The organism is Schaalia odontolytica, assembly GCF_005696695.1.
Classification (GTDB): Bacteria; Actinomycetota; Actinomycetes; order Actinomycetales; family Actinomycetaceae; genus Pauljensenia; species Pauljensenia odontolytica_C.
Window position 1 is genome coordinate 994,743 of the sequence record NZ_CP040006.1, and the last position, 22,251, is coordinate 1,016,993.

The 22,251-nt window shown below is 68.4% G+C and carries 11 protein-coding genes and 1 tRNA gene; 6 read left to right on the top strand and 6 right to left on the bottom strand.

Going from position 1 to position 22,251, the window contains the following annotated elements; all coding sequences use genetic code 11:
• Positions 1-6: 6 nt before the first annotated feature.
• From FBF35_RS04370 to FBF35_RS04390, 4 genes are all read left to right on the top strand, one after another.
• Positions 7-82: transfer RNA gene (locus tag FBF35_RS04370), tRNA-Arg, on the top strand.
• 635 nt (positions 83-717) lie between these two features.
• On the top strand, positions 718-1,701 hold the full coding sequence (locus FBF35_RS04375; RefSeq protein WP_060566991.1) for a methylenetetrahydrofolate reductase: 984 nt from the start codon (positions 718-720) through the stop codon (positions 1,699-1,701).
• 79 nt (positions 1,702-1,780) lie between these two features.
• Positions 1,781-4,102 (top strand): 5-methyltetrahydropteroyltriglutamate--homocysteine S-methyltransferase, encoded by a 2,322-nt coding sequence (metE, locus tag FBF35_RS04380; protein WP_060566994.1) that lies wholly within the window; start codon positions 1,781-1,783, stop codon positions 4,100-4,102.
• Between the two features lie 498 nt (positions 4,103-4,600).
• Positions 4,601-5,032, top strand: a complete 432-nt coding sequence (locus FBF35_RS04390; RefSeq protein ID WP_060566998.1) for a winged helix-turn-helix domain-containing protein — start codon at positions 4,601-4,603, stop codon at positions 5,030-5,032.
• Between the two features lie 175 nt (positions 5,033-5,207).
• On the opposite strand, the gene ilvA is transcribed toward FBF35_RS04390, so the two are convergent.
• Positions 5,208-6,494: a threonine ammonia-lyase IlvA gene (ilvA, locus tag FBF35_RS04395; protein ID WP_034463622.1), complete on the bottom strand. Its 1,287-nt coding sequence runs from the start codon at positions 6,492-6,494 to the stop codon at positions 5,208-5,210.
• Positions 6,495-6,579: 85 nt separating this feature from the next.
• Between ilvA and orn the strand changes: the two genes are divergently transcribed.
• Complete coding sequence (orn, locus tag FBF35_RS04400) at positions 6,580-7,227, top strand: oligoribonuclease (RefSeq protein WP_131726643.1); 648 nt, start codon at positions 6,580-6,582, stop codon at positions 7,225-7,227.
• 245 nt (positions 7,228-7,472) lie between these two features.
• Entirely contained in the window at positions 7,473-8,261 is a 789-nt protein-coding gene (locus FBF35_RS04405) for a single-stranded DNA-binding protein (protein ID WP_060567002.1), read from the top strand.
• Here FBF35_RS04405 and FBF35_RS04410 read toward each other — a convergent pair.
• Genes FBF35_RS04410 through FBF35_RS04430 form a run of 5 tightly spaced genes read right to left on the bottom strand, consistent with a single transcriptional unit; the run spans position 8,258 to position 22,215 of the window.
• Entirely contained in the window at positions 8,258-8,722 is a 465-nt protein-coding gene (locus tag FBF35_RS04410; protein ID WP_060567004.1) for a holo-ACP synthase, read from the bottom strand. The genes FBF35_RS04405 and FBF35_RS04410 overlap by 4 nt on opposite strands.
• A gap of 3 nt (positions 8,723-8,725) precedes the next feature.
• Positions 8,726-17,953: a type I polyketide synthase gene (locus tag FBF35_RS04415; RefSeq protein WP_138134106.1), complete on the bottom strand. Its 9,228-nt coding sequence runs from the start codon at positions 17,951-17,953 to the stop codon at positions 8,726-8,728.
• A 44-nt stretch (positions 17,954-17,997) separates the two neighbouring features.
• On the bottom strand, positions 17,998-19,554 hold the full coding sequence (locus tag FBF35_RS04420; protein ID WP_060567009.1) for an acyl-CoA carboxylase subunit beta: 1,557 nt from the start codon (positions 19,552-19,554) through the stop codon (positions 17,998-18,000).
• Complete coding sequence (locus FBF35_RS04425) at positions 19,551-21,344, bottom strand: acetyl/propionyl/methylcrotonyl-CoA carboxylase subunit alpha (RefSeq protein WP_138134108.1); 1,794 nt, start codon at positions 21,342-21,344, stop codon at positions 19,551-19,553. Before FBF35_RS04425 ends, FBF35_RS04420 begins: the two co-directional genes overlap by 4 nt.
• Positions 21,331-22,215 (bottom strand): biotin--[acetyl-CoA-carboxylase] ligase, encoded by an 885-nt coding sequence (locus FBF35_RS04430; RefSeq protein ID WP_060567013.1) that lies wholly within the window; start codon positions 22,213-22,215, stop codon positions 21,331-21,333. The genes FBF35_RS04425 and FBF35_RS04430 overlap by 14 nt, the downstream gene beginning before the upstream one ends.
• Positions 22,216-22,251 lie beyond the last annotated feature (36 nt).

Here is a 22,251-nt window from a genome sequence, read left to right on the forward strand (position 1 = left end):
CGCCACGCCTCCGTAGCTCAATGGATAGAGCAAGGGCCTTCTAATCCCGAGGTTGCAGGTTCGAGTCCTGTCGGAGGCGCCAGCTTGTGATGCGGGTGCTCCCACGAAGCATCGTTGTCGGTCGTTATGTGGCTGCCCGAACCGGGGTAGCGTGGCATAATGGGGGGGAGCCGAACAGTTGCCGCTGTTCGACTCCCCGGTTTCCGGGATGGTCTTAGCTCCCCATCAGGGCGCTAAGCAGGAATGCAATCGCCCAGATCAGCTGCGGCAGTGTCGTGATCACTGCTACAGCGATCTGGGCTTTCTGCTTCCCGTCACAACCTCGCCGCCGTTGGGGCTGGCGGTGGTCTTTGGCCATTGCCCAGTCACCTCCTCTCAACGGAACCGCTCCCCGGCAGGAATACAGGTGTCCCGGGGCGGTGCCGTGGAGGCAGCACTATCGTCGCACTGTGTACAGTTATCTCTGGCACGGATGTGAGACAGCGCTGTCACAAACTCCCGTTACGTGGACCCCTCCTGCGCCACCTGCACGAAGGCGGACATACTGGGGTCATGAACGCACGAACGAACACCACCCGTCGCATGTGCGGGTCTATTCGTGCCCGAATGTGCAGCTGACGCCGACGTCCGCCATTTCCTAGGCTCGCGCTCCACCACCACACCTTCCGCGCCAACGCGCACCCACGTGGAAGCCAGCCGCCACCCGAGAGTTACACCGTGCCCTTCTCAGACGACGCCTACGCCTGTCCCTGCACCCACGACCACGAGCCCACGCTCCTGTCCTTCGAGGTCATGCCCCCGCGCAAGCCCTCACTGGAAGAACCCTTCTGGAACACTGTCGATCAGCTGCTGCGCGTGCGTCCCGACTTCATGTCCGTCACCTACGGCGCGGGCGGTAAGGATCGCTCCAACGCCCGCGCGACGGTCCGCCGCCTCGTGCGTGACACCCCGATCCAGCCGATCGCGCACCTGACCTGCGTGGGTAACTCGACCGAAGAGGTCGTCTCCACCGTCTACGACTACCTCGACTCTGGCGTGCGCACCTTCCTGGCCCTGCGCGGAGACCCGCCGGTGGGACAGGAAGGTTGGGAGCCCGGCCCGGGCGGCGTCGGCAGCGCCACTGAGCTCATCCACCTGATCCGTACCGTCGAAAAGCGCCGCTGCGACGCCCATCCTGGCGAGGCGCTGCGCTCCGCCTTCAAGCCCCTGACGATCGCCGTCGCTGCGTTCCCCGCGGGCAACCCGGCAGCCGGAACCACGCCCGCTCAGGAAGTCGAGCGCCTCCTCGTCAAGCAGGCCGCAGGCGCCTCCTTCGCAATTACGCAGCTCTTCTGGGACGCCGAGGTCTACGCCTCCTTCGTCGAACGCGCCCGCCGCGCCGGCGTCACCATCCCGATCGTGCCCGGCCTGCTGCCGGCCACCGACCCGGCCCGTCTGCGCCGCGTCCAAGACCTCACCGGTATTGAGGTCCCCGAATACCTGCTGACGACGCTCGCCGACTACCCCCACCAGGAGGCGCGCGACGAGTTCGGTGCCGTCTTCGGCTCGCGTCTCTTCCACTCTGTCCTGGAGGCGGGCGCGCCAGGCGTCCACCTCTACACCTTCAACCGCTCCAAGCCCGTCTTGGACATCCTCACCCTCTTGGGAGTCAAGCCTGACCCACTGCGGTCCCAGGCCTCGGCCCCCGACACCCGCGCCTGAGCGCACCACCATCCACCCTGCGGCAGGGTGCGGGGTTTCCCGCGCACGCCGAACGAGTAGCACACCCAAGGAGAAAACCATGTCCGCTGCGACCACGCAGTTCCCCACCGCCACGATCCTGGCCTATCCGCGTATCGGCCGTGGCCGTGAGCTCAAGCGCGCCCTCGAGGCCCGCTGGGCCGGCCGCATCACCGAGGCCGAGCTGATCCAGGCCGCCAACGATCTGCGCAAGGAGAACCTGGCGCGCCTCGTCGAGCTTGGCCTGAACGCCTCCGACGCGTCCCTGGCCGACGCGCCCTCCCTGTATGACCACGTCCTGGACGCCACGATCCTCTTGGGTGCCATCCCGCCGCGCTTCGCCGGCCGCGAGGGCCTCGACCTCTACTTCGCGCTCGCCCGCGGTGACGACAAGGTCGGCCCCGAAGAGATGACGAAGTGGTTCGACACGAACTACCACTACCTCGTCCCCGAGATCGGCCCCGACACGCCCCTGCGCTTCGCCGACGACACGATTACCCGCCGCTTCACTGACGCCCGCGAGTGGGGCTACGTGACCCGCCCGGTCCTGGTTGGCCCTGTCACCTACCTGGCCCTGGCCAAGGCAGACCCGGCCACCCCGGACTTTGATCCGCTCACCCGCATCGACGAGGCCGTGGCCGCGTACGAGGAGGCACTGGCCTCCCTGCACGCCGCCGGCGCCCCGTGGGTCCAGCTCGACGAGCCGGCCCTGACCTCGGACAACCTGTCGCGTACCCGCGTCGAGCTGGGCGAGCTGGCCGCCCGCGTCTACGAGCGTCTGGCCGCCTCTCAGAACCGTCCCCAGATCCTGCTCACCACCCCCTACGGCGACGCCTCCCACGCGGTGGCTGCTCTTGCCAAGACGGGCGTCGAGGCCCTCCACGTCGACACGCTGCGCGGCTCGCTGCCCACGGGCGCCGACCTGTCCGGCGTCACCCTCGTCGTCGGCGCGGTCGACGGTCGCTACATTTGGCGCGCCGACCTGGCCCAGCTGCGCGAGACCCTGAAGGCCGCCCAGGCCCTGGGTGCCGCCCGCGTCACCGTCGCCACCTCCAACTCCCTCCAGCACGTGCCCCACGACACCGCGCTGGAGACCTGGGACGACGCGACCCTTAACGAGAACCTGCACGCCTGGCTCGCCTTCGCCGACCAGAAGGTTCTCGAGGTCGTCACCCTCGCCCGCGGCGTGGATGAGGGCTGGGAAGCCATCGACGCCGAGGTCGCCGAGGCCACCCGCGTCCTCGAGCAGCGCGCCGCCGCCCCCGGCGTCGTGCGCCCCGAGGTCCGCAGCCGCACCGCCGCCCTCACCGACGCCGACCGCGCCCGCGAGCCCTACCTGGAGCGCGAGGCCGCTCAGACCGAGCGCCTGCACCTGCCCCCGCTGCCCACCACGACCATCGGCTCGTTCCCGCAGACCACCGAGATCCGCAAGGCCCGCGCTGCTAACGCGCGCGGCGAACTGTCCGACGCGGACTACGAGGCCCGCATGCGCGAGGAGATCGCCTCGGTCATCACGCTCCAGGAGGAGCTGGGACTCGACATGCTCGTCCACGGCGAGGCCGAGCGTAACGACATGGTCCAGTACTTCGCTGAGCTGCTCGACGGCTTCGCGGCCACACGCAACGGCTGGGTGCAGTCCTACGGCTCGCGCTGCACGCGCCCGTCGATCCTGTGGGGCGACGTCTCTCGCCCCGCGCCCATGACCGTGGGCTGGACCAGCTACGCCCAGTCGCTCACCGACAAGCCCGTCAAGGGCATGCTCACCGGCCCCGTCACGATCATCGCGTGGTCCTTCCCGCGTAACGACCTGCCGCTTGGTGAAATCGCCGACCAGATCGGCCTGGCCCTGCGCGACGAGGTGTCCGATCTTGAGGCCGCCGGCATCGCCGCGATCCAGGTCGACGAGCCCGCCCTGCGTGAACTCCTGCCCCTGGATGCCGACCGCCACGCCGACTACCTGAATTGGTCCGTGGGATCCTTCCGCCTGGCCACCTCCTCGGTGCGTCCCGACACCCAGATCCACACGCACCTGTGCTACTCCGAGTTCGGCCAGATCATCGACGCCATCAAGGGCCTGGATGCCGACGTGACGTCCATCGAGGCGGCGCGCTCCAAGATGGAGGTCGTCCCCGAGCTCGCCGAGGCCGGCTTCGACCACGGCATCGGCCCCGGCGTGTGGGACATCCACGCGCCCCGCGTTCCCGGCACCGAAGAGCTCGCCGAGCTCATCGGCCTGGCCGCTGACGCCGTGCCGGTCTCGCGCCTGTGGGTCAACCCCGACTGTGGCCTCAAGACCCGTGGCTACGAGGAAACGAAGGCGTCGCTGGACAACCTTGTCTCTGCTACTCGGCAAGTGCGTGCCCAGCGCGGCCTGGAGAGCTGAGCGTTCTCCTAGGCGATAGGTGAGGGGCGGGCCCTATGGGTCCCGCCCCTCACCGTTTGCGTCTATGCGGGCGCGCGGACGCGTGCGGTGGTGATCCGGGGGGAGAGAGTGGGCATCTGTGCCCGCGAATGTAACAGCGCCAGAATGTGATGGTGCATCGAGGAGATGGGATGCGCTGTCCGGGCTGTTGCCTTATCAGCGTTATTGCAACGATTAATGGCTGCAGTCAGGGTGGTCGTCTGCGAATATAGGCTGTCCGACCCATGATCACACGCTGTTACGCAGTCTCATTGTGTGGACGCCGTGTTGCTCGGACGGAATCCGTCCGACAGACTTAATGCCATGACGACCTTCGCGAACCCCATGTGCTGCCCCTGCGGTGGCATGATGTCGCGAATGTGTATGTGATTGACGCCCCAGATACCCCTGTCAATCACCGCCGCAGTGATATACCCACGCCGATAGTGGGAGTGCGGCCCCGAAGAATCGGATACACCCATGACCCTCGTCAACACCCCTGCCGCCTCCGTCCGCGCCGCCAACGACACCCCCACCTCCTACGAGGAATTCCTTGACGTTCTCGCCGGCCTGCGACTGAGCTCCTCCCGCATCGACATTGACATCGACCGCGGTCAGGTCACCCTCGACGGACGCGACGCCGGCCTGTCTGCCAAGGAACACGACCTCCTGGCCCACCTCGCCGCCAACGCCGACCGCTCCGTCACCCGTGACGAGCTCTTCGCCTCCGTGTGGGCCGACTCCGAGCTCGGCTCCGACTCCCGCACCGTGGACGCCCACATCCGCCGCCTGCGCAAGAAGCTCTCCATCCTGCCCGACCTCATCTCCACGGTCCGCGGCGAAGGCTACCGCTTCAACTCCACCCCCTCCGTGCGCGTTCGCGTCACCCGCCCCGTCGCCCTCGCCGCCTGAGCGCCTTCGCGGCGGACCCCGCCGCCACACCCAGCCGCGCCACCGCGCGCATCGGCCCAGCGGCCACCCCGGGCGGCTCCCAGCCCAGGCACCCGCACGGGGCGGATAAAAGGGGAGAGGGGCCACGGCCTCGTCCCCGAAACCGCGCCCCTCTCAGGCGTTTGTATCGACTCCTTTAGATCACGAGTCGCGTGATCTCCGAATCCAACGGCAGCTCCTCCACATGCAGGGGGGAGGCTTCCATGCGGTGTCGAAGCCCGTCGATGTCATCCGGGTTAGACAGATCGATTCCCACCAGCGCGGGGCCGAGCTCGCGGTTGTTCTTCTTCGTGTACTCGAAATGCACGATATCGTCCGCGGGACCCAGCACATCCGACAGGAAGACGCGCAGCATGCCCGGCTGCTGCGGGAAGGTCACGAGGAAGTAATGACGCAGGCCCTCGTGGCGCAGCGAACGCTCCATGACCTCGGCGTAGCGCGTCAGGTCGTTGTTACCACCCGACACCACGCACACGATCGCGCCGTCGGAGCGGCCCAGCAGCGCCTTGCGATCCGCCGGATCGGTCAGGTACACGTGCGCGGCCGTGGACGCGAGAGCGCCGGCAGGCTCGGCGATGACACCGTCGGACTGGTAGAGCTCCAGCATCTCCGTGCACACCGCGCCCTCGGGGACAACCAGCACGGAATCAACGAACTGCGACGCGATGTGGAAGGGGAGCGAACCTGCGCGGCCCACGGCCGTGCCGTCCACGAAAGGATCGACCTTCGCCAGGGACATCGGCTGCCCCGCCTCGAGGGCCGCGTGCATCGACGCCGCGCCCGCGGGCTCCACGCCGATGATCTTCACCTCTGGACGATTCGCACGCAGCCACGTCGCAATGCCGGCGATGAGACCGCCGCCGCCCACGGGGACCAGGATGGCCGCCGTGTCCTCGGGCATCTGCTCCTCGAGCTCGACGCCGATCGTGCCCTGGCCGGCGATCGTGAACGGATCGTCGTAGGGATGAACGTAGGTGCGGCCCGTGGCGCGCGCGGCCTCCTGGGCCAGCGCGTTCGCGCGGTCGAACGTGCCATCCACAATGACCTGCTCGACCCACTGCCCACCAATCGTCGCGATACGGCGACGCTTCTGACGAGGCGTGTTCGAGGGAAGGTAGATCGTGCCCCGCACGCCCAGGTGGGCACAGGCGTAGGCCAGGCCCTGCGCGTGGTTGCCAGCCGACGCGCACACGACGCCGCGTTCGCGCTCTGCGGGGGACAGGAGCGACATGCGCGCGTAGGCGCCGCGCACCTTGAAGGAACGGCACTTCTGCTGGTCCTCACGCTTGAGCAGAATGTCGACGCCGGCCTCGGTGGACAGACGCTCGGAACGATCCAGATTCGTGCGAACGGCGACCCCCTCCAGGGCGGTGGCGGCCTGACGGATATCCTTCGGCGTGGTCACGTGAGAACTAGCGGTCATGGGAACTCCTTCCAATACCCTTCTAGTGTAGTAGTGGCCACCGCCCCCAAGTCCCACCCAACCGTATGACCCAGAGCGCACTAACATAGAAGGCGTGAAAACTTTGAAAGACCCCCTGGTCTGGATTGACTGCGAAATGACCGGCCTGGACGTCTCAAGCGACGCCCTCATCGAGGTGGCGGTGGTCGTGACCGACGGCGACCTCACGATTGTCGACCCGGGCATGGACGTGCTGATCACGCCGCCTGCCGAAGCCCTCGACAACATGAACGACTTCGTGCGCAACATGCACACCTCCTCCGGGCTGCTCGATGACCTGCAGACGTCAGCTGTGTCCATGGAAGAGGCAACCGAGCAGGTCCTGTCCTACATCAAGCGCTTCGTGCCCCAGCAGGGCAAGGCGCTCCTGGCGGGCAACTCGGTAGGCACCGACAAGATGTTCCTCGAGGCGAACATGCCCTCCGTCATCGACCACCTGCACTACCGCCTGGTGGACGTCTCTTCCATCAAGGAACTGGCCAAGCGCTGGTACCGCGCCGCCTTCGCCGAGTCGCCCGACAAGCACGGCGGCCACCGTGCGCTGGCGGACATCCTGGAGTCCATCCAGGAGCTCGAGTACTACCGCCGTGTGCTCTTCCCGTCCGAGCCGGTGACCACTGAGCGCGCGCGCGAGGTTGCTCGCGAGGTCGTCGCCCTGGGCATCCCCGCTATGGGCGAGGCCGCCGAGGCCTGATTGTCACTCGTGACGCCAAGCGGCGGCATCCCCGAGGGGTGTCGCCGCTTCGCTGCGTCGGGAGTGCTGGCTGTGCGCAGCGTGGCGTCCACAGGGGCGTGTACGCAACGCTCGTTATCCACAGGGGTCCGAGGTGAACGCGCGTCATCCACAGGGCGCGCTGTGGCGCTTGAAGTGGTGTGGCATGTGGGGCTTTCCTGGATGCATCCGGCCAACGCCGGCCAGAACGGACAAAGGATGCAACGATGCAGGACATATCGACGACCCTGAGGGGCCGTATCGGATCAGAACCGATGATGAAGCACGTCAAGGGTGACGTCTGCGTGACGACCTTCCGGCTCGCAATTACGAAGTGGCGCTTCACGAGCGACGCGCGCACGGGCAACGCCTCCTACGTGGAGGACGGCGCCTACTGGTACACGGTGGAAACCTGGGACACGCTGGCCTCCAACGTGTTCCGTAGCTGCCGCAAGGGCGATCCCGTCGTCGTAGTCGCCCGACCCGTTCCAAACGGTTGGATCGACGGTAATGGGCAGATTCGGTCATCGATCGTCTACCGGGCCTCCTCGGTCGGCCACGATTTGGCACGGGGAACTTCCCAGTTCACGAAGAATGGCACGCACGCGACCGATGAGCCGGCGGGTGGGACGCAGGGGGATCCCTATTCGACGAGGCAGGGGCTGGGATCGGCGGTCATCGCTCAGGCTGGGGAACACCAGGGCGACCTGAGCACCGACGTACACGCTCACGTAGCTGCGCCGGATGAGGGTACGGACAACCTGCCCGATGAGGTGGCCCACTCTCTGAGTGAGCCGACGTCCCACGCTCCGACTGACACAGGGGGAGGAGAACTCTCTGTGCTTCCCGCGCTCGGAGAACACGAAGGGTCCGAGGAACAATCCTCGGACCCGGGTAGGAACTCGTCGTCATGCTTCGACTATTCGACGCTGGAAGGCGGACACGCCGATGCGACGAAAAACGATGCGTTCGAGCCTCTTGACGGCGACGCGGACGAGCCGCCCGATGCCGCCTAGTCGGACGCGTCCACGATCGCGACCTGCGCGATGGCGCACTCCCCGTCGTGGCTGATGGACACGAGCGCTCTCCACGTGGAAGGCGCTCCGAGTGACGCCTCGCAGGCAGCTGCGACTCGGCCGTGCAACGTGAGAGCGGGACGGTTCCACTCGTCGTGGATGACCTCGATCTCGTGCCAGTCGACGTCATCGGTACCGATGAGAGGAGGGGACCCGAAAAGGGCGCACGACCAGGCCTTGATAAAGGCCTCCTTCGCGGCCCACAGGCCGCCCGCGTGACGGGCCACGGCCTCGTCATAGCGGGCGGAACCGGGCTGCGCGCCAGAGGTAGCGACGGCGCGGGCGCGGACCCGGCGGGCCTCCCTGGGCGTCAGGACGCCATTCAGGAAGGCCGAACCCGGCTCCCTCACCTGAGCGGCAAACTCAGGGAGGGAGACCAGGTCAACGCCGAGTCCGCGCATCGCTCACTTGCCTTCCGGCAGGTGGTAGAAGCCGTCCTCGCCGAGGCGGGCGTTCGGATCCAGCAGGATCGCGGCCTCGACCTCGTGCGCGTCACCGGCAACGCCCGCAGCCGGGTCGTCGGGCAGGCGACGACCCTCCACCGAGGTGAACAGCGGGGCGTGGCCCAGCATGCCCATCTCGATGTGACGCTGGCCGTTGCGCAGGCGACGATCCGACGCGGCACGCCACGCCTCGAGGCGCTCGCGTCCGGCCTCGCGCTCCACGATGGCCTCGAAGGCGGCCGGGTTGACCAGCGCCAGGAAGCCGGAGACGTGGCCGAAGCCGAGCGAGGTCGCGAACGCCGCGCGCACCGGTCCACGAGAGGACAGGTTGAGCGGGGAACGCAGCCACACGAGCGGGCTGTACTTCTCCATCGCGTCGTCGACGCAGTCCAGCGCGACGTTCGCGGGGATCAGACCCGTGCGGAACACGTCGATGATGCCGCCCACCTGGAACACGCAGGCGCCACCCTTCGCGTGACCCGTGAGGGTCTTCTGCGAGATCACCAGCAGCGGGTTACCGGGGGTGCGGCCCAGCGCCATGCCGACGCGAGTGTGCAGATCCGACTCGTTCGGGTCGTTGGCGTTCGTGGACGTGTCGTGCTTGGACACGAAGGCCACGTCGTCGATGCCCACGCCGAGTTCGGCGAGGTTGCGGGCGATGACCGAGTTACGTCCGCCGCGCGCCACCGCGAGTGCACCCAGGCCGGGGGCCGGAATCGAGGTGTGCGCGCCGTCGCTGAAGGTCTGCGCGTGTGCCACGACAGCCAGGACCGGCAGGTTCATGTCGAGCGCCACCGACGCGCGGGTCAGCAGCACGGTGCCGCCACCCTGCGCCTCGACGAAGCCGCCGCGGCGGCGGTCGTTAGCGCGCGAGACGAAGCGCGAGGAGATACCGCGAGCAAGCAGCTCGTTCGAGTTCGCCGTCGCGTTCATCGCGCCGAAGCCCACGATCGACTCGACCTGGATGTCGTCGATCGCGCCGGCCACGACGAAGTCAGCCTTGCCGGCCTTGATCTTGTCGAGGCCCTCCTCGATGGACACCGCGGCGGTCGCGCAGGCGCCGACCGGGTTGATCATCGAGCCGTAGCCGCCCACGTAGGACTGCATGGTGTGTGCAGCCACGACGTTCGGCAGGGTCTCCTGCAGGATGTCCTGCGGGTAATCCTCGCCCAGGAAGCGGTCGACGAAGAGCTTGTGCATCGAGCGCATGCCACCGAAGCCGGTGCCCTGCGTGGAGGCCACGGTCGCCGGGTGGACGACGCGCAGCAGCTCGGCGGGGCTGAAGCCGGCAGACACGAACGCGTCCACGGCGGAGACCAGGTTCCACACGGCGATCGGGTCGATCGAATCCAGCATTGAGGCCGGGATGCCCCAGCGAGCCGGATCGAAGTCCGTCGGGAACAGGCCGCCGATGCGGCGGTTCAGCGTCGCGCGACGCGGCACGCGCACCTGGGCACCGGCCTTGCGGGTCACCTGCCACTCACCGAACGCGGTCTGCTCGATGACGGTGAACTGTGGGTCAGCCTCGGCGTAGGAGCGAGCCTCGGCCTCGTCCTCGACCGTGAAGGTGATGTCGCGGTCCAGGAAGACCATCGCGGACTCGGGCGTGTAGCCGTCGTGCAGCGGGCCATCGTCGTGGAAGAAGCGCACGCCGGAGCGGGCCACGACCTCGTCACGGTAGCGATCGAAGATCTCCGACTCGGGCACCAGCTGGTCGTCCTTGTCGTACCAGCCGCCCACCGGGGTGTCCGACCAGGTCAGCAGGCCGGTCATCCACGCCAGCTCGAGCACGCCCGCGGGGGTGAGCTCGACGGAGCCGTCGGTGTGGATACCGAGCTCGGCCTGGACGCGGGTACGGGCACTGCCCCACGGGCCGACCTCGCCGTGACCGACGATGACGACCGTGTCGGCCAGCGACGCGGTGGTGTCACCCCACTGCGAGGGGTCGACGTGCGGCACGGTGACCTGCGAGGGCGAGGGCAGCGCAGAGACGGTCGCGACCGGCTGCTCAGCAGGGGGAGCGGGGATGGCGGCCTCGGCCTGAGCGCGCAGGGCGCGCAGGTCGATGGAGGAGTCCAGGCCGCCGGTCAGGTCGGCGTCCACCGGGGAGGTGGCAGCCTGCGCACGCACCTCGGCGCTCGACAGGTTGAGCAGCTGCTCCGCCATTTCCTCGGTCGACCAGGTGCGAACACCCGCGGACTCGACGGCGGCGACCATCGGGTCGTTACCTCCCATGAGGCCGGTGCCACGCACCCAACCGATACGGGGGTGAGCAATCGAAACGCGCGAGCCCCAGATCGGTTCGGCCGCCCAGCGGGTTGCGATGGCGTCGAAGGAGGCCTTCGCCTCGGCGTACGCGCCGTCGCCACCGAAGATGCCGCGGTTCGGGGAACCGGGCAGCACGACGTGCAGGCGGTGGTCGGCGTGCGTGTCGGAACCGATCGCGCACAGGCCGGCGATGGAACGCTCGATGCTCCACAGCAGCAGGCGCATCTGGTTCTCAGAGGCTGGGCCCGCGTCAGCCAGCGTGCCGGAAACGCGCGGAGCAGCGAACGGGTAGAACAGCGTCGGGACCAGGGCTTCCTTGGTCACCTTCACGTCGGCGCCCACGGACTTCGTCTGCTCGGTGCCGATCCACTCCACGAGCGCATCCACGTCGCGGTAGGAGGCCAGGTTCGCGGGAACCAGCCACAGCTTCGCGCCGCCCGCGGCGTGCGTGCGGTACAGCTCCTTGGCGAAAGCCAGGCGCGAGGCGGAGATCGACGAGGAGGTTGCGATGACCGTCGCGCCACCGGCGAGCAGGCCACCCACGACCGCGCCACCGATGGAGGCGGGGGTCATGCCGGTGACCACGGCGACGTCGTTCGCGTAGGGCAGGTCCTCGGTGGAAGACAGCGCGTCGGCTGCGATCTGCTCGAGGCGAGCCGCGCGTTCGTGATCGCCCTCAGCGCGCAGGCGGTTCGCCCAGTACGAGGCCTGCTCGGCCACCGCGCGGCCGGTGCCCACGAAGGACGCGCCCTCGGCGAGCGTACCTTCGGCGACGTAGCGGGCAACGTCCTCACGGGCGGATGCCCAGCGGTCGTCCAGCAGGACGGCGCGTGCGGCGTCGAAGCGAGGCTCGACCAGGTCGACCCAGCCCGAACCCAGCTCGGCGGCGACGGCGTCGATGACGCGCGCGTCGTCGGAGGAGTCCTCGCCGGTGGGGGCGGGGGCGTTGAGACCCAGCTCGGACAGGATCGTACGAGCGGTCTTGGCCAGGACGCCGTCCTCACCCGTCACGGACGCGGCGTAGGCGTCCAGTGCGGCGGAGTCAACGACGCCGCCACCGGACGCGCCACCGGCGCTCGGCAGGGACACGGCAATACCTTCGCGGGCCGCGACGGCTGCCACGGCAGCATCGATGAGGGAATCGACGCCAGCGGCGTTCGTCGGGGCATCCAGCGGCAGGGTCGCCAGGTCGCCGTCACGGGTCGAGGCGCCCTCACGGGTGCCCAGGACGATCTCGGCGGTGACGTGGTGGGCCCAGCCGGGTCCCAGCTGCCACGTGCCGGTCACGCGGTCGGCGATGTGGCCGGCCTTGACGCCGGCGGCGCCGAACAGCTTGCGCGTGCGCTCCTTGACGGCCTCAGCGAGGACCGGGCCGAAGGGCTTGTAGCCCTTGGCAGCCTTGTCGACCGTTGCCGACAGCGTGGCCACGTCGGCCTCGCCGGCGCCGTCGATCGAGTTCAGGCCCAGCTCGGAGGACATGTCCATGAGCAGCTGGTTACGGCGCGAGGACACGCCGTTGGTCAGCGACTCGGTCGTGTCGGTGGCGCCGACCTCGTCGATGCGGATCTTCGCGGACAGCGCCAGCAGGGCGACGATGGCGGAGGACGCCGTGAAGGGCAGGTCCGCGACGTCGGCACCCGAGGGGCCGCCGGTCGGGGCAGCGGGGGCGGGGGCCGGAGCGGCCTCGGCGGCGGGGGCAGCCGGGGCGGGCTCGGGAGCAGCCTCGGCAGCGGGAGCGGCCGGGGTGATCTCCTCGTCCTCTTCGTCCTCGATCACGGCGACATCGGTCGCGTAGACGCGGGGTTCGTCGCGCTGGACGTTGAACACGTCGACGCGAGAGAGCGCGAACTCGGGGGCGAGCAGGGTGCGGGAGGCCAGGTTGGCCAGGGTCGGGGCGGCGCCGAGGCCGACTTCGATGACCTGATCGACGCCCAGGCCGGCAACGCCGGGGTCAGCCTCTTCGGTCGACAGCAGTACGCGCTGCGTCTCGATCCAGCGCACCGGGGAGGCGAACTGCCAGCACAGCAGCTCGATGAGCAGCGTGCGGGTCAGGACACCCGGGTTGGCCAGGGCGGCGTCCCACGCGCCTTCCGCCTCGAGCAGCTCGCGCACCGTCTCGGAGGGAACCACGTCGAGGATGGACTGAGCGAACTCGCGGGTGAGCTCGAAGGGACGCGCCACCAGGTTGGGGATGTAGCGGCCCACGAGCTTCGCGGGATCGATCTGCGCGGGGATACGCTCGTCGAGCTTCGTACGGAAGTCCGCCACGCCGCTGCGCAGGACAGTGGAGTGGAAGGGCACGTCGATGCCGGGAACGTACATGAAGGGACGCTTGCCACCGTGCTCGGCGGCGCGCTTGGTGGAGTCCTCCTCGAGGGCCTTCAGGCCCGCGACCGTACCGGCGACTGCGTACTGCTGGCCGGCCAGGTTGAAGTTGACGATCTGGAGGAACTCACCCGATGCCTGAGCGATCGATTCGACGTACTCCACGACGTGAGCGTCGTCGATGCCGAACTGGTTCGGGCGCAGGGCACCCATGCGGTAGTTCGAACGGCCGTTCTCGTCGCGGGGCACGAGCGAGTGCATCGTGGAACCGCGCTGGAAGACCAGGTCGAGGACGGTCTCGAGCGGGAAGACCTCGGCGTATGCGGCCAGAGCGTCGTACTCGCCCAGCGAGTGACCGGCGAAGGCAGCACCCGGAACCAGCACGCCCTCTTCACGCATGCGGGCCGTCTGGCCGATCGCCAGCGTCGCGAGCGCAACCTGCGTGAACTGGGTGAGGTTCAGGACGCCCTCGGGGTGACGGTAGGTCACGCCGCGCGCCACGATCTCGGTCGGGTTGTCGCGCACGATCGCCAGGATGGAGAAGCCCATCGCCGAGCGGGTGTGTGCATCGGCGCGGCGCCAGACCTCGTCCACGGCCTTGGACTTGGTGCGCTCGTCCAGACCCATGCCCGCGCTCTGGATGCCCTGGCCGGGGTAGACGTAGGCGACCTTCGGGGCGAAGGTGTAGGCAGACGCGCGCGAGACGACCTGCTTGTTGATGCGGCAGGTGACCTCGAGGGACAGACCGCCACCGACGACGCGACCCACGCGCTCGACGGTGATCTCAACCTCGTCGTTCAGGTCGACGGTGCCGTACATGTAGTAAGTCCAGCCGGCGATCTGAGCGCCGCCCTGACCGGCGACAACGGCCTCAGCCGCGTGCTGAGCGGTGGCCGACAGCCACATGCCGTGCACGAGAGGCGCGTCCATGCCAGCGACCTTGGCGGCCGCGTAGGAGGTGTGGATCGGGTTGTAGTCGCCCGACACGATCGCAAAGGGCGTCATGTCGTCGGGAGCCTTGACGGTCACGCGGCGCAGGACCGAGCGGGGCGTGTCCACGACCTCGATCTTCGCGCCGCCGAAGGGCGCGGCCTCGGAGGGGGCGCGGTTGCCGGTGGCTCGGCCGCGGATCGCGAAGCGCTCCTGCGTGGAGCCTACGTACTCGCCGTTCGAGGTCAGTTCGAGGGCGACCGTGACGATACGGCCGGAGGAGGACTCGTCGACGGCGGCCACGTGGCTCGTCACATCGATCGTCGTGATGCCGCGCTCGAGCATCTGCTCGGGCGTGTACTCCAGCGTGATCGAGTGATCGAGGTGAACCGCGTTGAGCAGACCCTCGATGACCGGGTAGTCGTTGTGGATGGCCGAACCCAGCGCCGCGTAGATCGCCGGCCAGGCGGGACCGAGCAGCGCGTCGGGTGCCCAGGCAGCCAGCTCGTAGTCGGCGGGCAGGGCAGCGCCCGTAGCCTCGGCGTGGTCGAAGCCCAGGGTGGGGGCCAGCGTGAAGGAGTAGTGTGCCTCGCCGAAGACGGACTTGGTGGAGGGAACCATGACGGGCAGGGCGTCCACGGTGTCACCGGCGACGGACACGGAGGTCACGCCGGCGGTCGCCGCGAGCATCGCGTACATGTGCTGGGGCAGCTTGGCCTCGTCGATGACCGGGACCGCGCCGTCTTCGCCGGACAGGACCAGCGGGAAGACCAGCTCGCGCACCGCGTGCTTCTCAGCGCCGCGCGGGTCGTTGTCCCACGCAGTGTCGAGGTGGATGACCATGTCCACGCCGGTGTCGGTCGGGTTCAGGGACACGCGATCCTCGTCGAGGATGGAGGCGGGGTTGGTCATGAGGTGGCCGGTCCACGAGATGAAGGGGACCTTGCGCAGCCATTCCTCGCGGGTAGCGGCGGGCTTGCCGTTACCCAGGCGCGAGGCGACGGGCGTCGCGACGGCACCGGAGGCAGCAAGGCGATCGGCTGCTGCGGCCTCGAAGCGGCCCAGGAGGGAAGCGACGGGCTCGTCGACGCGGTCGATGCCGGCCACGGAGACGGGGCCGGGGATGATGCGGACCTGGTCGGCGGTGTAGCGCTCGTCCTGTGCCTGCCACAGGCAGTCCTGGCCCCACCAGCGGATGAGGTCGTCGTCCAGGATCGGGACGAAGGGCATCGGCTTGGGGTAGGAGCGGCACAGGGCCGGGAACCAGGCAGCATCGATGGGGGTGACGTGCGTCGTCGCGGCGTTCGGGTAGGCGGCCATCAGGCGGTCGGCGGCGGCGTGCGCGTCGGCCACGTCCTCGACGGTCGGGAACAGGGTTTCGACCTCACCGTGATCCACGGGCGCCAGACGCGCCTCGACGCGCTGGAGGAGGTCGTGGTAGCGGATCTGCCACGTGGGATCGACCCACGGGTAGGACAGGTCGGCGAAGCGGCGCACCCAGGCCTCGTAGGTCATCTCTTCGAGGTCACCGAAGTAGGGCTTGGCCGTGTGGGAGAGGATCTCGACGATCTCGTCCTTGCGGGCGCGCACCTGGGCGCCGTCGGAGCCGATCTCGGCGATGATGCGAGCGGCTGCAGCCGCAGCGTTGGAGACCTCGTGCATGTCGGCGCGCAGGTGCGACAGACCGGAGGTCATGCCGCCGCGGGTCACGCCCTCGCCGACCCAGCCGCCCAGCTCGTCGTTGTCGGGCACACCGGGCGTGGCGACGAGGAGTTCCTTGACCGCCTTGGTGGTGTGCGCTTCCTTCGTGGTCATCGCGGCGGTGCCCACGAGGACGCCGTCGACGGGCATCGGCGGGCGGCCGTAGCGAGCGGACCAGTCGCCGGTGAGGAAGTCAGCGGCGCGCTCCGGCGTGCCGATGCCGCCGCCCACGGTGAGGACGATGTTGGACTGGGCGCGCAGCTGGGCGTAGGTGGCCAGCAGCAGGTCGGACAGGTCCTCCCAGGAGTGGTGGCCGCCGGAGTGGCCGTCCTCGACCTGGACGATGACCTTGATCGGGTCGGCCTCGCGAGCGATAGCGATGACCTTACGGATCTGGTCAACCGTGCCGGGCTTGAAGGCCACGTAGGGGAAGCCGTCGGCGCGCAGCTGCTCGATGAGCGCCAGGGCCTCGTCCTGTTCGGGGATACCCGCGGAGATGACGACGCCGTCGATGGGGGCGCCGGACGCGCGCGAACGCGACACGATGCGAGCCTGGCCGAACTGGAGGTTCCACAGGTAGCGGTCCAGGAACATGGAGTTGAACTCGGCGGTGTGGCCGGGGCGCAGCTGGGCGCGCAGGCCCGCAAGGTTCTCGTTGTACACCTCTTCGGTGACCTGGCCACCGCCGGCCATTTCGGCCCAGAAGCCGGCGTTTGCGGCAGCAGCGACGATCTCGGGATCGACGGTCGTCGGCGTCATGCCGGCCAGGAGGACGGGGGAGCGGCCGGTCAGGCGCGAGAAGGCGGTGTCAACGACGGTCTTGCCGTCGGGCAGGGTCACGAGGCTGGGGCGCAGGTGCGACCAGTCGGTGCCGGGCTCGGGGGTCCAGCCGGGGGTCGCGGCCTTGTCGCGGTCGTAGGCGGTGCCTGCGGCGACGACGCCAACGCCGGTGCCCTCGACGAGGGCACGGGTCATGCGAACCGTCGTGGCACCCGGGCCCATGTCGATGATCCAGGTTGCGCCGGACTCGGTGGCCGCGCGGATCTGGGAGGGCCAGTCCACGGGGGTGGTGAGCACGGCGGCGCCCAGGGAGTGGGCCAGCTCGGCGTCGATACCGCACTGGGCGGCCCACTCGTCAACGAGGGCGAGGGCGTCGGCGAGCATGGGGGAGTGGAACGGCACGTACACCGGCAGGTATTCGCACACGGGGGTCAGCGGGCGGCCGCCGCGCTCGTGGGCGTCGTGCGCGGCCTTGTCCTTGGCGGCGGCGCGCTCAATGGCCGCAACGAGGGACGCCAGGTCGTTCGGGGCGCCCGACACAACGTGCGTGTCAGTGTCGTTGCGCAGAGCGATCGAGAGGGGATGCGAGGTCGACGGCAGGGAGTCGATGATGTGTCCGAGGAGAGCGTCGGACACGCCGCGCACGGACACCATGTAGGTCGCGTCGCCGGCGTGCGGGGCGCGAGCGCGGCGCGTGATGCGAGCGGCAGCCGCGCCGATCAGACGAGCGAGCGCGAACACGGAGGCAGCCCGGGCCTCGTCCCCGGCGATCCACGCGCGGGCGATCTCCACGCCGAGCACGCCCTGGGAGTGACCCTCAAACGCGGTGGGCTGGTTGGCGACGATGTTCAGGCCGGCGCGCGTCAGATCGATGAGCGCACCGAGCTGGGCGGCGACGATACCGGGAACCGACAGGGCGGCCTCGTCCGGGCCAGCGACGTCGCGGGTCACGGCCGCAGACTCGGGAGCGGCGGGCAGCTCGAAGGGCAGGGAAGCAACCGACTGGGTGGCCAGCGAGCGGCGCACGGGGGAGAGCACCTGGTCCGAGGCCTTGATAACGCCGGCGACGATCTCGGCAATCTCGGGATCGCGAGCAATCTCGTCAAGGGCGGCGCGCCACGGGGTGGCCTGACCGGCAAAGGTCAGCGCGTAGGGGGTCTCATTCAGAGAGGACACAAACGACATGTTCTTACTTTCCTTCGGGGACAATTCTTCTCAAACGACGCCGGTCACAGAGGGCCGTTATCGTGACGCTTGACGTGGGGTGCACGCTGGTCCTTCGTGGCCAGCAGGTGCAGGGAATCGATGATGGTCTGGCGGGTATCGGCGGGAGCGATGATGCCGTCGAGCTGGCCCGAGGACACGGAGACCTCGGGGTTGACGGTCTCCTCCTCGTAGCGGGCCACAAGCTCGGCCTTCGTCTCCTCGAAGGTCCCGTTCTCGCGGGCGGCAGCAAGCTCGCGGCGGTACATGATCGACGCCGCGCCCTCAGCGCCCATGACGGCGATCTGAGCGTCGGGCCACGCGAACGCCAGGTCCGCGCCGATCGACTTCGAACCCATCACGATGTAGGCGCCGCCGTAGGCCTTACGCAGGATGACGGTCACCATCGGCACGGTCGCGTTCGCGTAGGCGACGATCACCTTCGCGCCGCGGCGGATGATGCCCGCCTGCTCCTGCTCGGTGCCCGGACGGTAGCCGGGAACGTCCACGAAGGTGACGATCGGCAGGCCGAAGGCGTCGCAGAAACGCACGAAGCGGGCCGCCTTCTCCGAGGCATCCACGTCGAGCGTGCCAGCATCGTTCATTGGCTGGTTTGCCACGATGCCCACCGACTGGCCATCGACGCACGCGAAACCGATCGTCACGTTGGGGGCGAACAGGTCCTGAATCTCCACGTACTCGCCGTGGTCGACGAGCGAACGCACCACGTCACGCACGTCGTAGGGCTGACGCACCGACGTCGGCACCAGGTCGGCAACCGCGCGGGCCGCGGCCTCGTCCTCGGGATTGGGAATGTATTCGTACTTGGGGGGAGCGACCTCGCACGAGGAGGGCAGGTAGTCCAGCAGGGACCGCACGTAGTCGATCGCCTCTTCCTCCGTGTCGGCCATGTGGTGGGCGACGCCGGACTGGAAGTTGTGAATCGCTGCGCCACCGAGCTCGTCGAGCGTGACCTTCTCACCGGTCGTCGCCGCGACGACGTCCGGGCCCGTCACGAACATGTGCGAGTTCTCGCGCGTCATGACGATGAAGTCGGTGAGGGCCGGCTGGTACACGGCGCCACCGGCGCAGGGCCCCAGGATGATTGAAATCTGGGGAACCAGGCCCGAGGCCTCGCACGTCTTCTTGAAGATGCGGCCATACTGGGCGAGTGCGACGACGCCCTCCTGGATGCGGGCGCCGCCCGAATCCTGGATACCGACGATCGGAATACGCATGCGGATGCCGCGGTCAATCAGGTCGACGATCTTGTCGCCCTCGACCTTGCCCAGGGTGCCACCGAGCACCGAGAAGTCCTGCGCGTAGGCGGCGACCATCCGGCCCTGCACGCGACCGAAGCCGGCGGCCACAGCAGAACCGATACGACCTTCGCGCACAGAACCACCGATGAACTGACCGACCTCGTGCCACACGCCGTCGTCAAAGAAGAGAGACAGACGCTCGCGCGCCGTCAGCTTCTTTTTCGCGTGCTGGCGCTGGGCGGCCTTCTCCTCGGCGGCCTGAGCGATCGCGTCCTGGGCCTGAATGAACCCGTCACGCGTGAGCGGGCTGGGGGTGCTCATTGTGCCTCCTCTTCAGTGGCGATGTGGGCGATGCGAGTCCCGGCGGTCACGGTGTCGCCCTGCTTGATCGACAGGGACGTGACGGTGCCCGCGCGCGGGGCCAGCAGCGGCTTTTCCATCTTCATGGCCTCAAGGACGGCCACGAGCTGGCCTTCCTCGACCTGGTCGCCCTCGGACACTGCCAGGGCAACGACGATGGCCTGCATGGGAGCGACGATGTCGCCGGGAGCGCCCTGGTGAGGGCCAGCCTGAACGGCGGAGGAACCCGCGCGACGCGGAGCCGAGCGCAGCGGCTGGGGCGGACGAGGTGCCGCGGCGGCCGGAGCGTTGAACATGCCGGCCGGCAGGGTCAGAGATACGCGGCGGCCATCCAGCTCGATGATGTACGTCTGACGCGGCAGGTCGGCCGTCGACGAGGCCTCGGCGGGCACAGCCAGGTCCGAGTAGTCGTGCTGGGGCATGAACGTCGTCTCAAACCAGCGCGTGGAGACGTTGAAGCCGCCGACACCGCAGAAATCGGGATCGTTGATGATGTCCTGGTAGACGGGAACCGGAGTGGCCACGCCCTGCACCGAGAACTCGGCCAGCGCGCGGCGCGAACGCGCCAGCGCCTGCTCGCGATCCGCGCCGGTGACGATGATCTTGGCGATCATGGAATCGAAGGCGGTCTGCACGGAGTCGCCCTGATCGATGCCCAGCTCTAGACGGATGCCGGGACCCAGGGGCCAGTGCACCTCATCGAGGCGGCCTGCCGTGGGGGTCAGGTCCTTCGACGGGTCCTCGGAGGTCACGCGGAACTCGAAGGAGTGGCCGCGAGGCTCCGGGGGAGTGGTGAGCGGCAGGCCCTGCGCGATACGAATCTGCTCGCGCACCAGGTCGATGCCCGTGACTTCTTCGGACACGGGGTGCTCGACCTGCAGACGCGGGTTGACCTCGAGGAACCAGATGTTGCCGTCGGGCTCGAGCAGGAACTCCACCGTGCCCACGCCCACGTAGTCGACGTGCTCGAACAGCGCGCGTGACGCGTTCACGAGCGTCTCGTGCGCGCCCTCGGGCAGGAACGGGGCGGGAGCCTCCTCGACCAGCTTCTGGTTGCGACGCTGCACCGAGCAGTCGCGGGTCGAGATGACGTGGAAGTTGCCGTGCGAGTCGCGGGCCGACTGCGTCTCGACGTGACGGGCGACCTCGACAAAACGCTCGACGAAGTGAGCGCCCAGGTCGGCGGCGTCCGTGTGACGCGCGAAGAACAGGTCGAGGTCGGCCTGAGAACGGATGATGCTGATGCCTCGGCCGCCGCCGCCATCGGCGCGCTTGAGCACCACGGGGTAACCAGCGGAGGCGATGAAGGCCTCGACCTCTTCGCGCGAGGTCACGGGCTCGGATACACCGGGGACGGGAGCTACGCCGCATGCCTCGGCGACGCGACGGGCCTTGATCTTGTCGCCCAGCGCGTCGATGACGGAAGACGCGGGGCCGAGCCACGCGATACCGGCATCCTCGACAGCGCGTGCGAACTCGGAGTTCTCCGAGAGGAATCCGTAGCCGGGATGGATCGCATCCGCACCCGTCTCCAGAGCGATTGCCAGGATCTTCTCACCGTTCAGATACGTCGATGCCGCATCGTCGCCACCGAGGGACAGGGCCTCGTCGGCCTCGCGCGTATGAGGTGCCGCCATGTCCTGATCGGCGTAAACCGCGATCGTCGCAATGCCCATGTCGGTGGCCGTGCGGCACACGCGCAGAGCGATTTCGCCACGGTTGGCGACGAGGATTCGATTAATTGTTCGCACGCTTCTCCTTGGTGTCGTGAACGGTTGTCAGAGGTATTCCGGTTGCCAAGACATCTCCGGCGTTAATGTCGTGAGTGCGGCCATCGTCGGTGGCCACGAGGAGGGAGCCGGTTGGGCTCAGCCCCAGAGCAACGCCTTCCATCGCCGGGTGACCATTCGGATCCGTCGGCTTCGCCAGCGCGATGCGCGTCCCCAGAAGCGGCAGGGCGTTCGCGGCCTCGTCAGCCAGCCCGCAATCGTGCGCGTTTCCATGGGCGACGAGGCCTCGGATGCGAGAGTCGAGTCCGGCGAGGATCTGGGCAAGCAGGGTGTGGGAGACGGAGGTGGGATCGGCTCCGGCCTCGGCGTCGCCCTCGGTGTACAGGGAGGTGGCCTGCGGGGTAGCGAGGTGATCGGAGTCCTGCCCGATGTTGATGCCGTAGCCGAGAATTGCGCTCGTCGTAAAAGGGGACGAGGCCGGGGCGAGTTGGGCGAGGATGCCGCAGATTTTGCGCGCTCCGTCGACGAGTACGTCGTTGGGCCACTTGAGAGAGACTGTGTGTCCGATGGACGTCAGGCGGGGGGACAGAGCGTCGCGAACGGAGAGTGCGCACGCGTGTACGAGCCAGCCGAGCATCTCCGTGGGGAATGAGGTGGGGAGGGAGACGATGGTGGAGGCGAGGAGGGCCTGACCATCCGGGGCTGTCCACGTGCGCCCGAGGCGGCCACGGCCTGCGCTTTGACGATCGGCGATGATCGTTGTCAGGTGGGGAGTGGCGGTCGTCGTGTCGGTGAGGAGGGACGCTGCGAGATCGAGGGTGGAGGACGTGTCGCTCACGTGATAAACGGGGGAGTGAACGCCCTCAATGACGATGCGTGTTGCGCGCTCCATGCCACCTCCTGTCCGGCCTTTCGCGTGTTTGACAGG

What these genes read in the sequence shown, in the direction of transcription:
- metE (WP_060566994.1), top strand. Translation starts at nt 1,781, where the DNA reads ATGTCCGCTGCGACCACGCAGTTCCCCACCGCCACGATCCTGGCCTAT.
- FBF35_RS04405 (WP_060567002.1), top strand. Translation starts at nt 7,473, where the DNA reads ATGCAGGACATATCGACGACCCTGAGGGGCCGTATCGGATCAGAACCG.
- FBF35_RS04415 (WP_138134106.1), bottom strand. Translation starts at nt 17,953, where the DNA reads ATGTCGTTTGTGTCCTCTCTGAATGAGACCCCCTACGCGCTGACCTTT.
- FBF35_RS04420 (WP_060567009.1), bottom strand. Translation starts at nt 19,554, where the DNA reads ATGAGCACCCCCAGCCCGCTCACGCGTGACGGGTTCATTCAGGCCCAG.
- FBF35_RS04410 (WP_060567004.1), bottom strand. Translation starts at nt 8,722, where the DNA reads ATGCGCGGACTCGGCGTTGACCTGGTCTCCCTCCCTGAGTTTGCCGCT.
- FBF35_RS04390 (WP_060566998.1), top strand. Translation starts at nt 4,601, where the DNA reads ATGACCCTCGTCAACACCCCTGCCGCCTCCGTCCGCGCCGCCAACGAC.
- ilvA (WP_034463622.1), bottom strand. Translation starts at nt 6,494, where the DNA reads ATGACCGCTAGTTCTCACGTGACCACGCCGAAGGATATCCGTCAGGCC.
- FBF35_RS04430 (WP_060567013.1), bottom strand. Translation starts at nt 22,215, where the DNA reads ATGGAGCGCGCAACACGCATCGTCATTGAGGGCGTTCACTCCCCCGTT.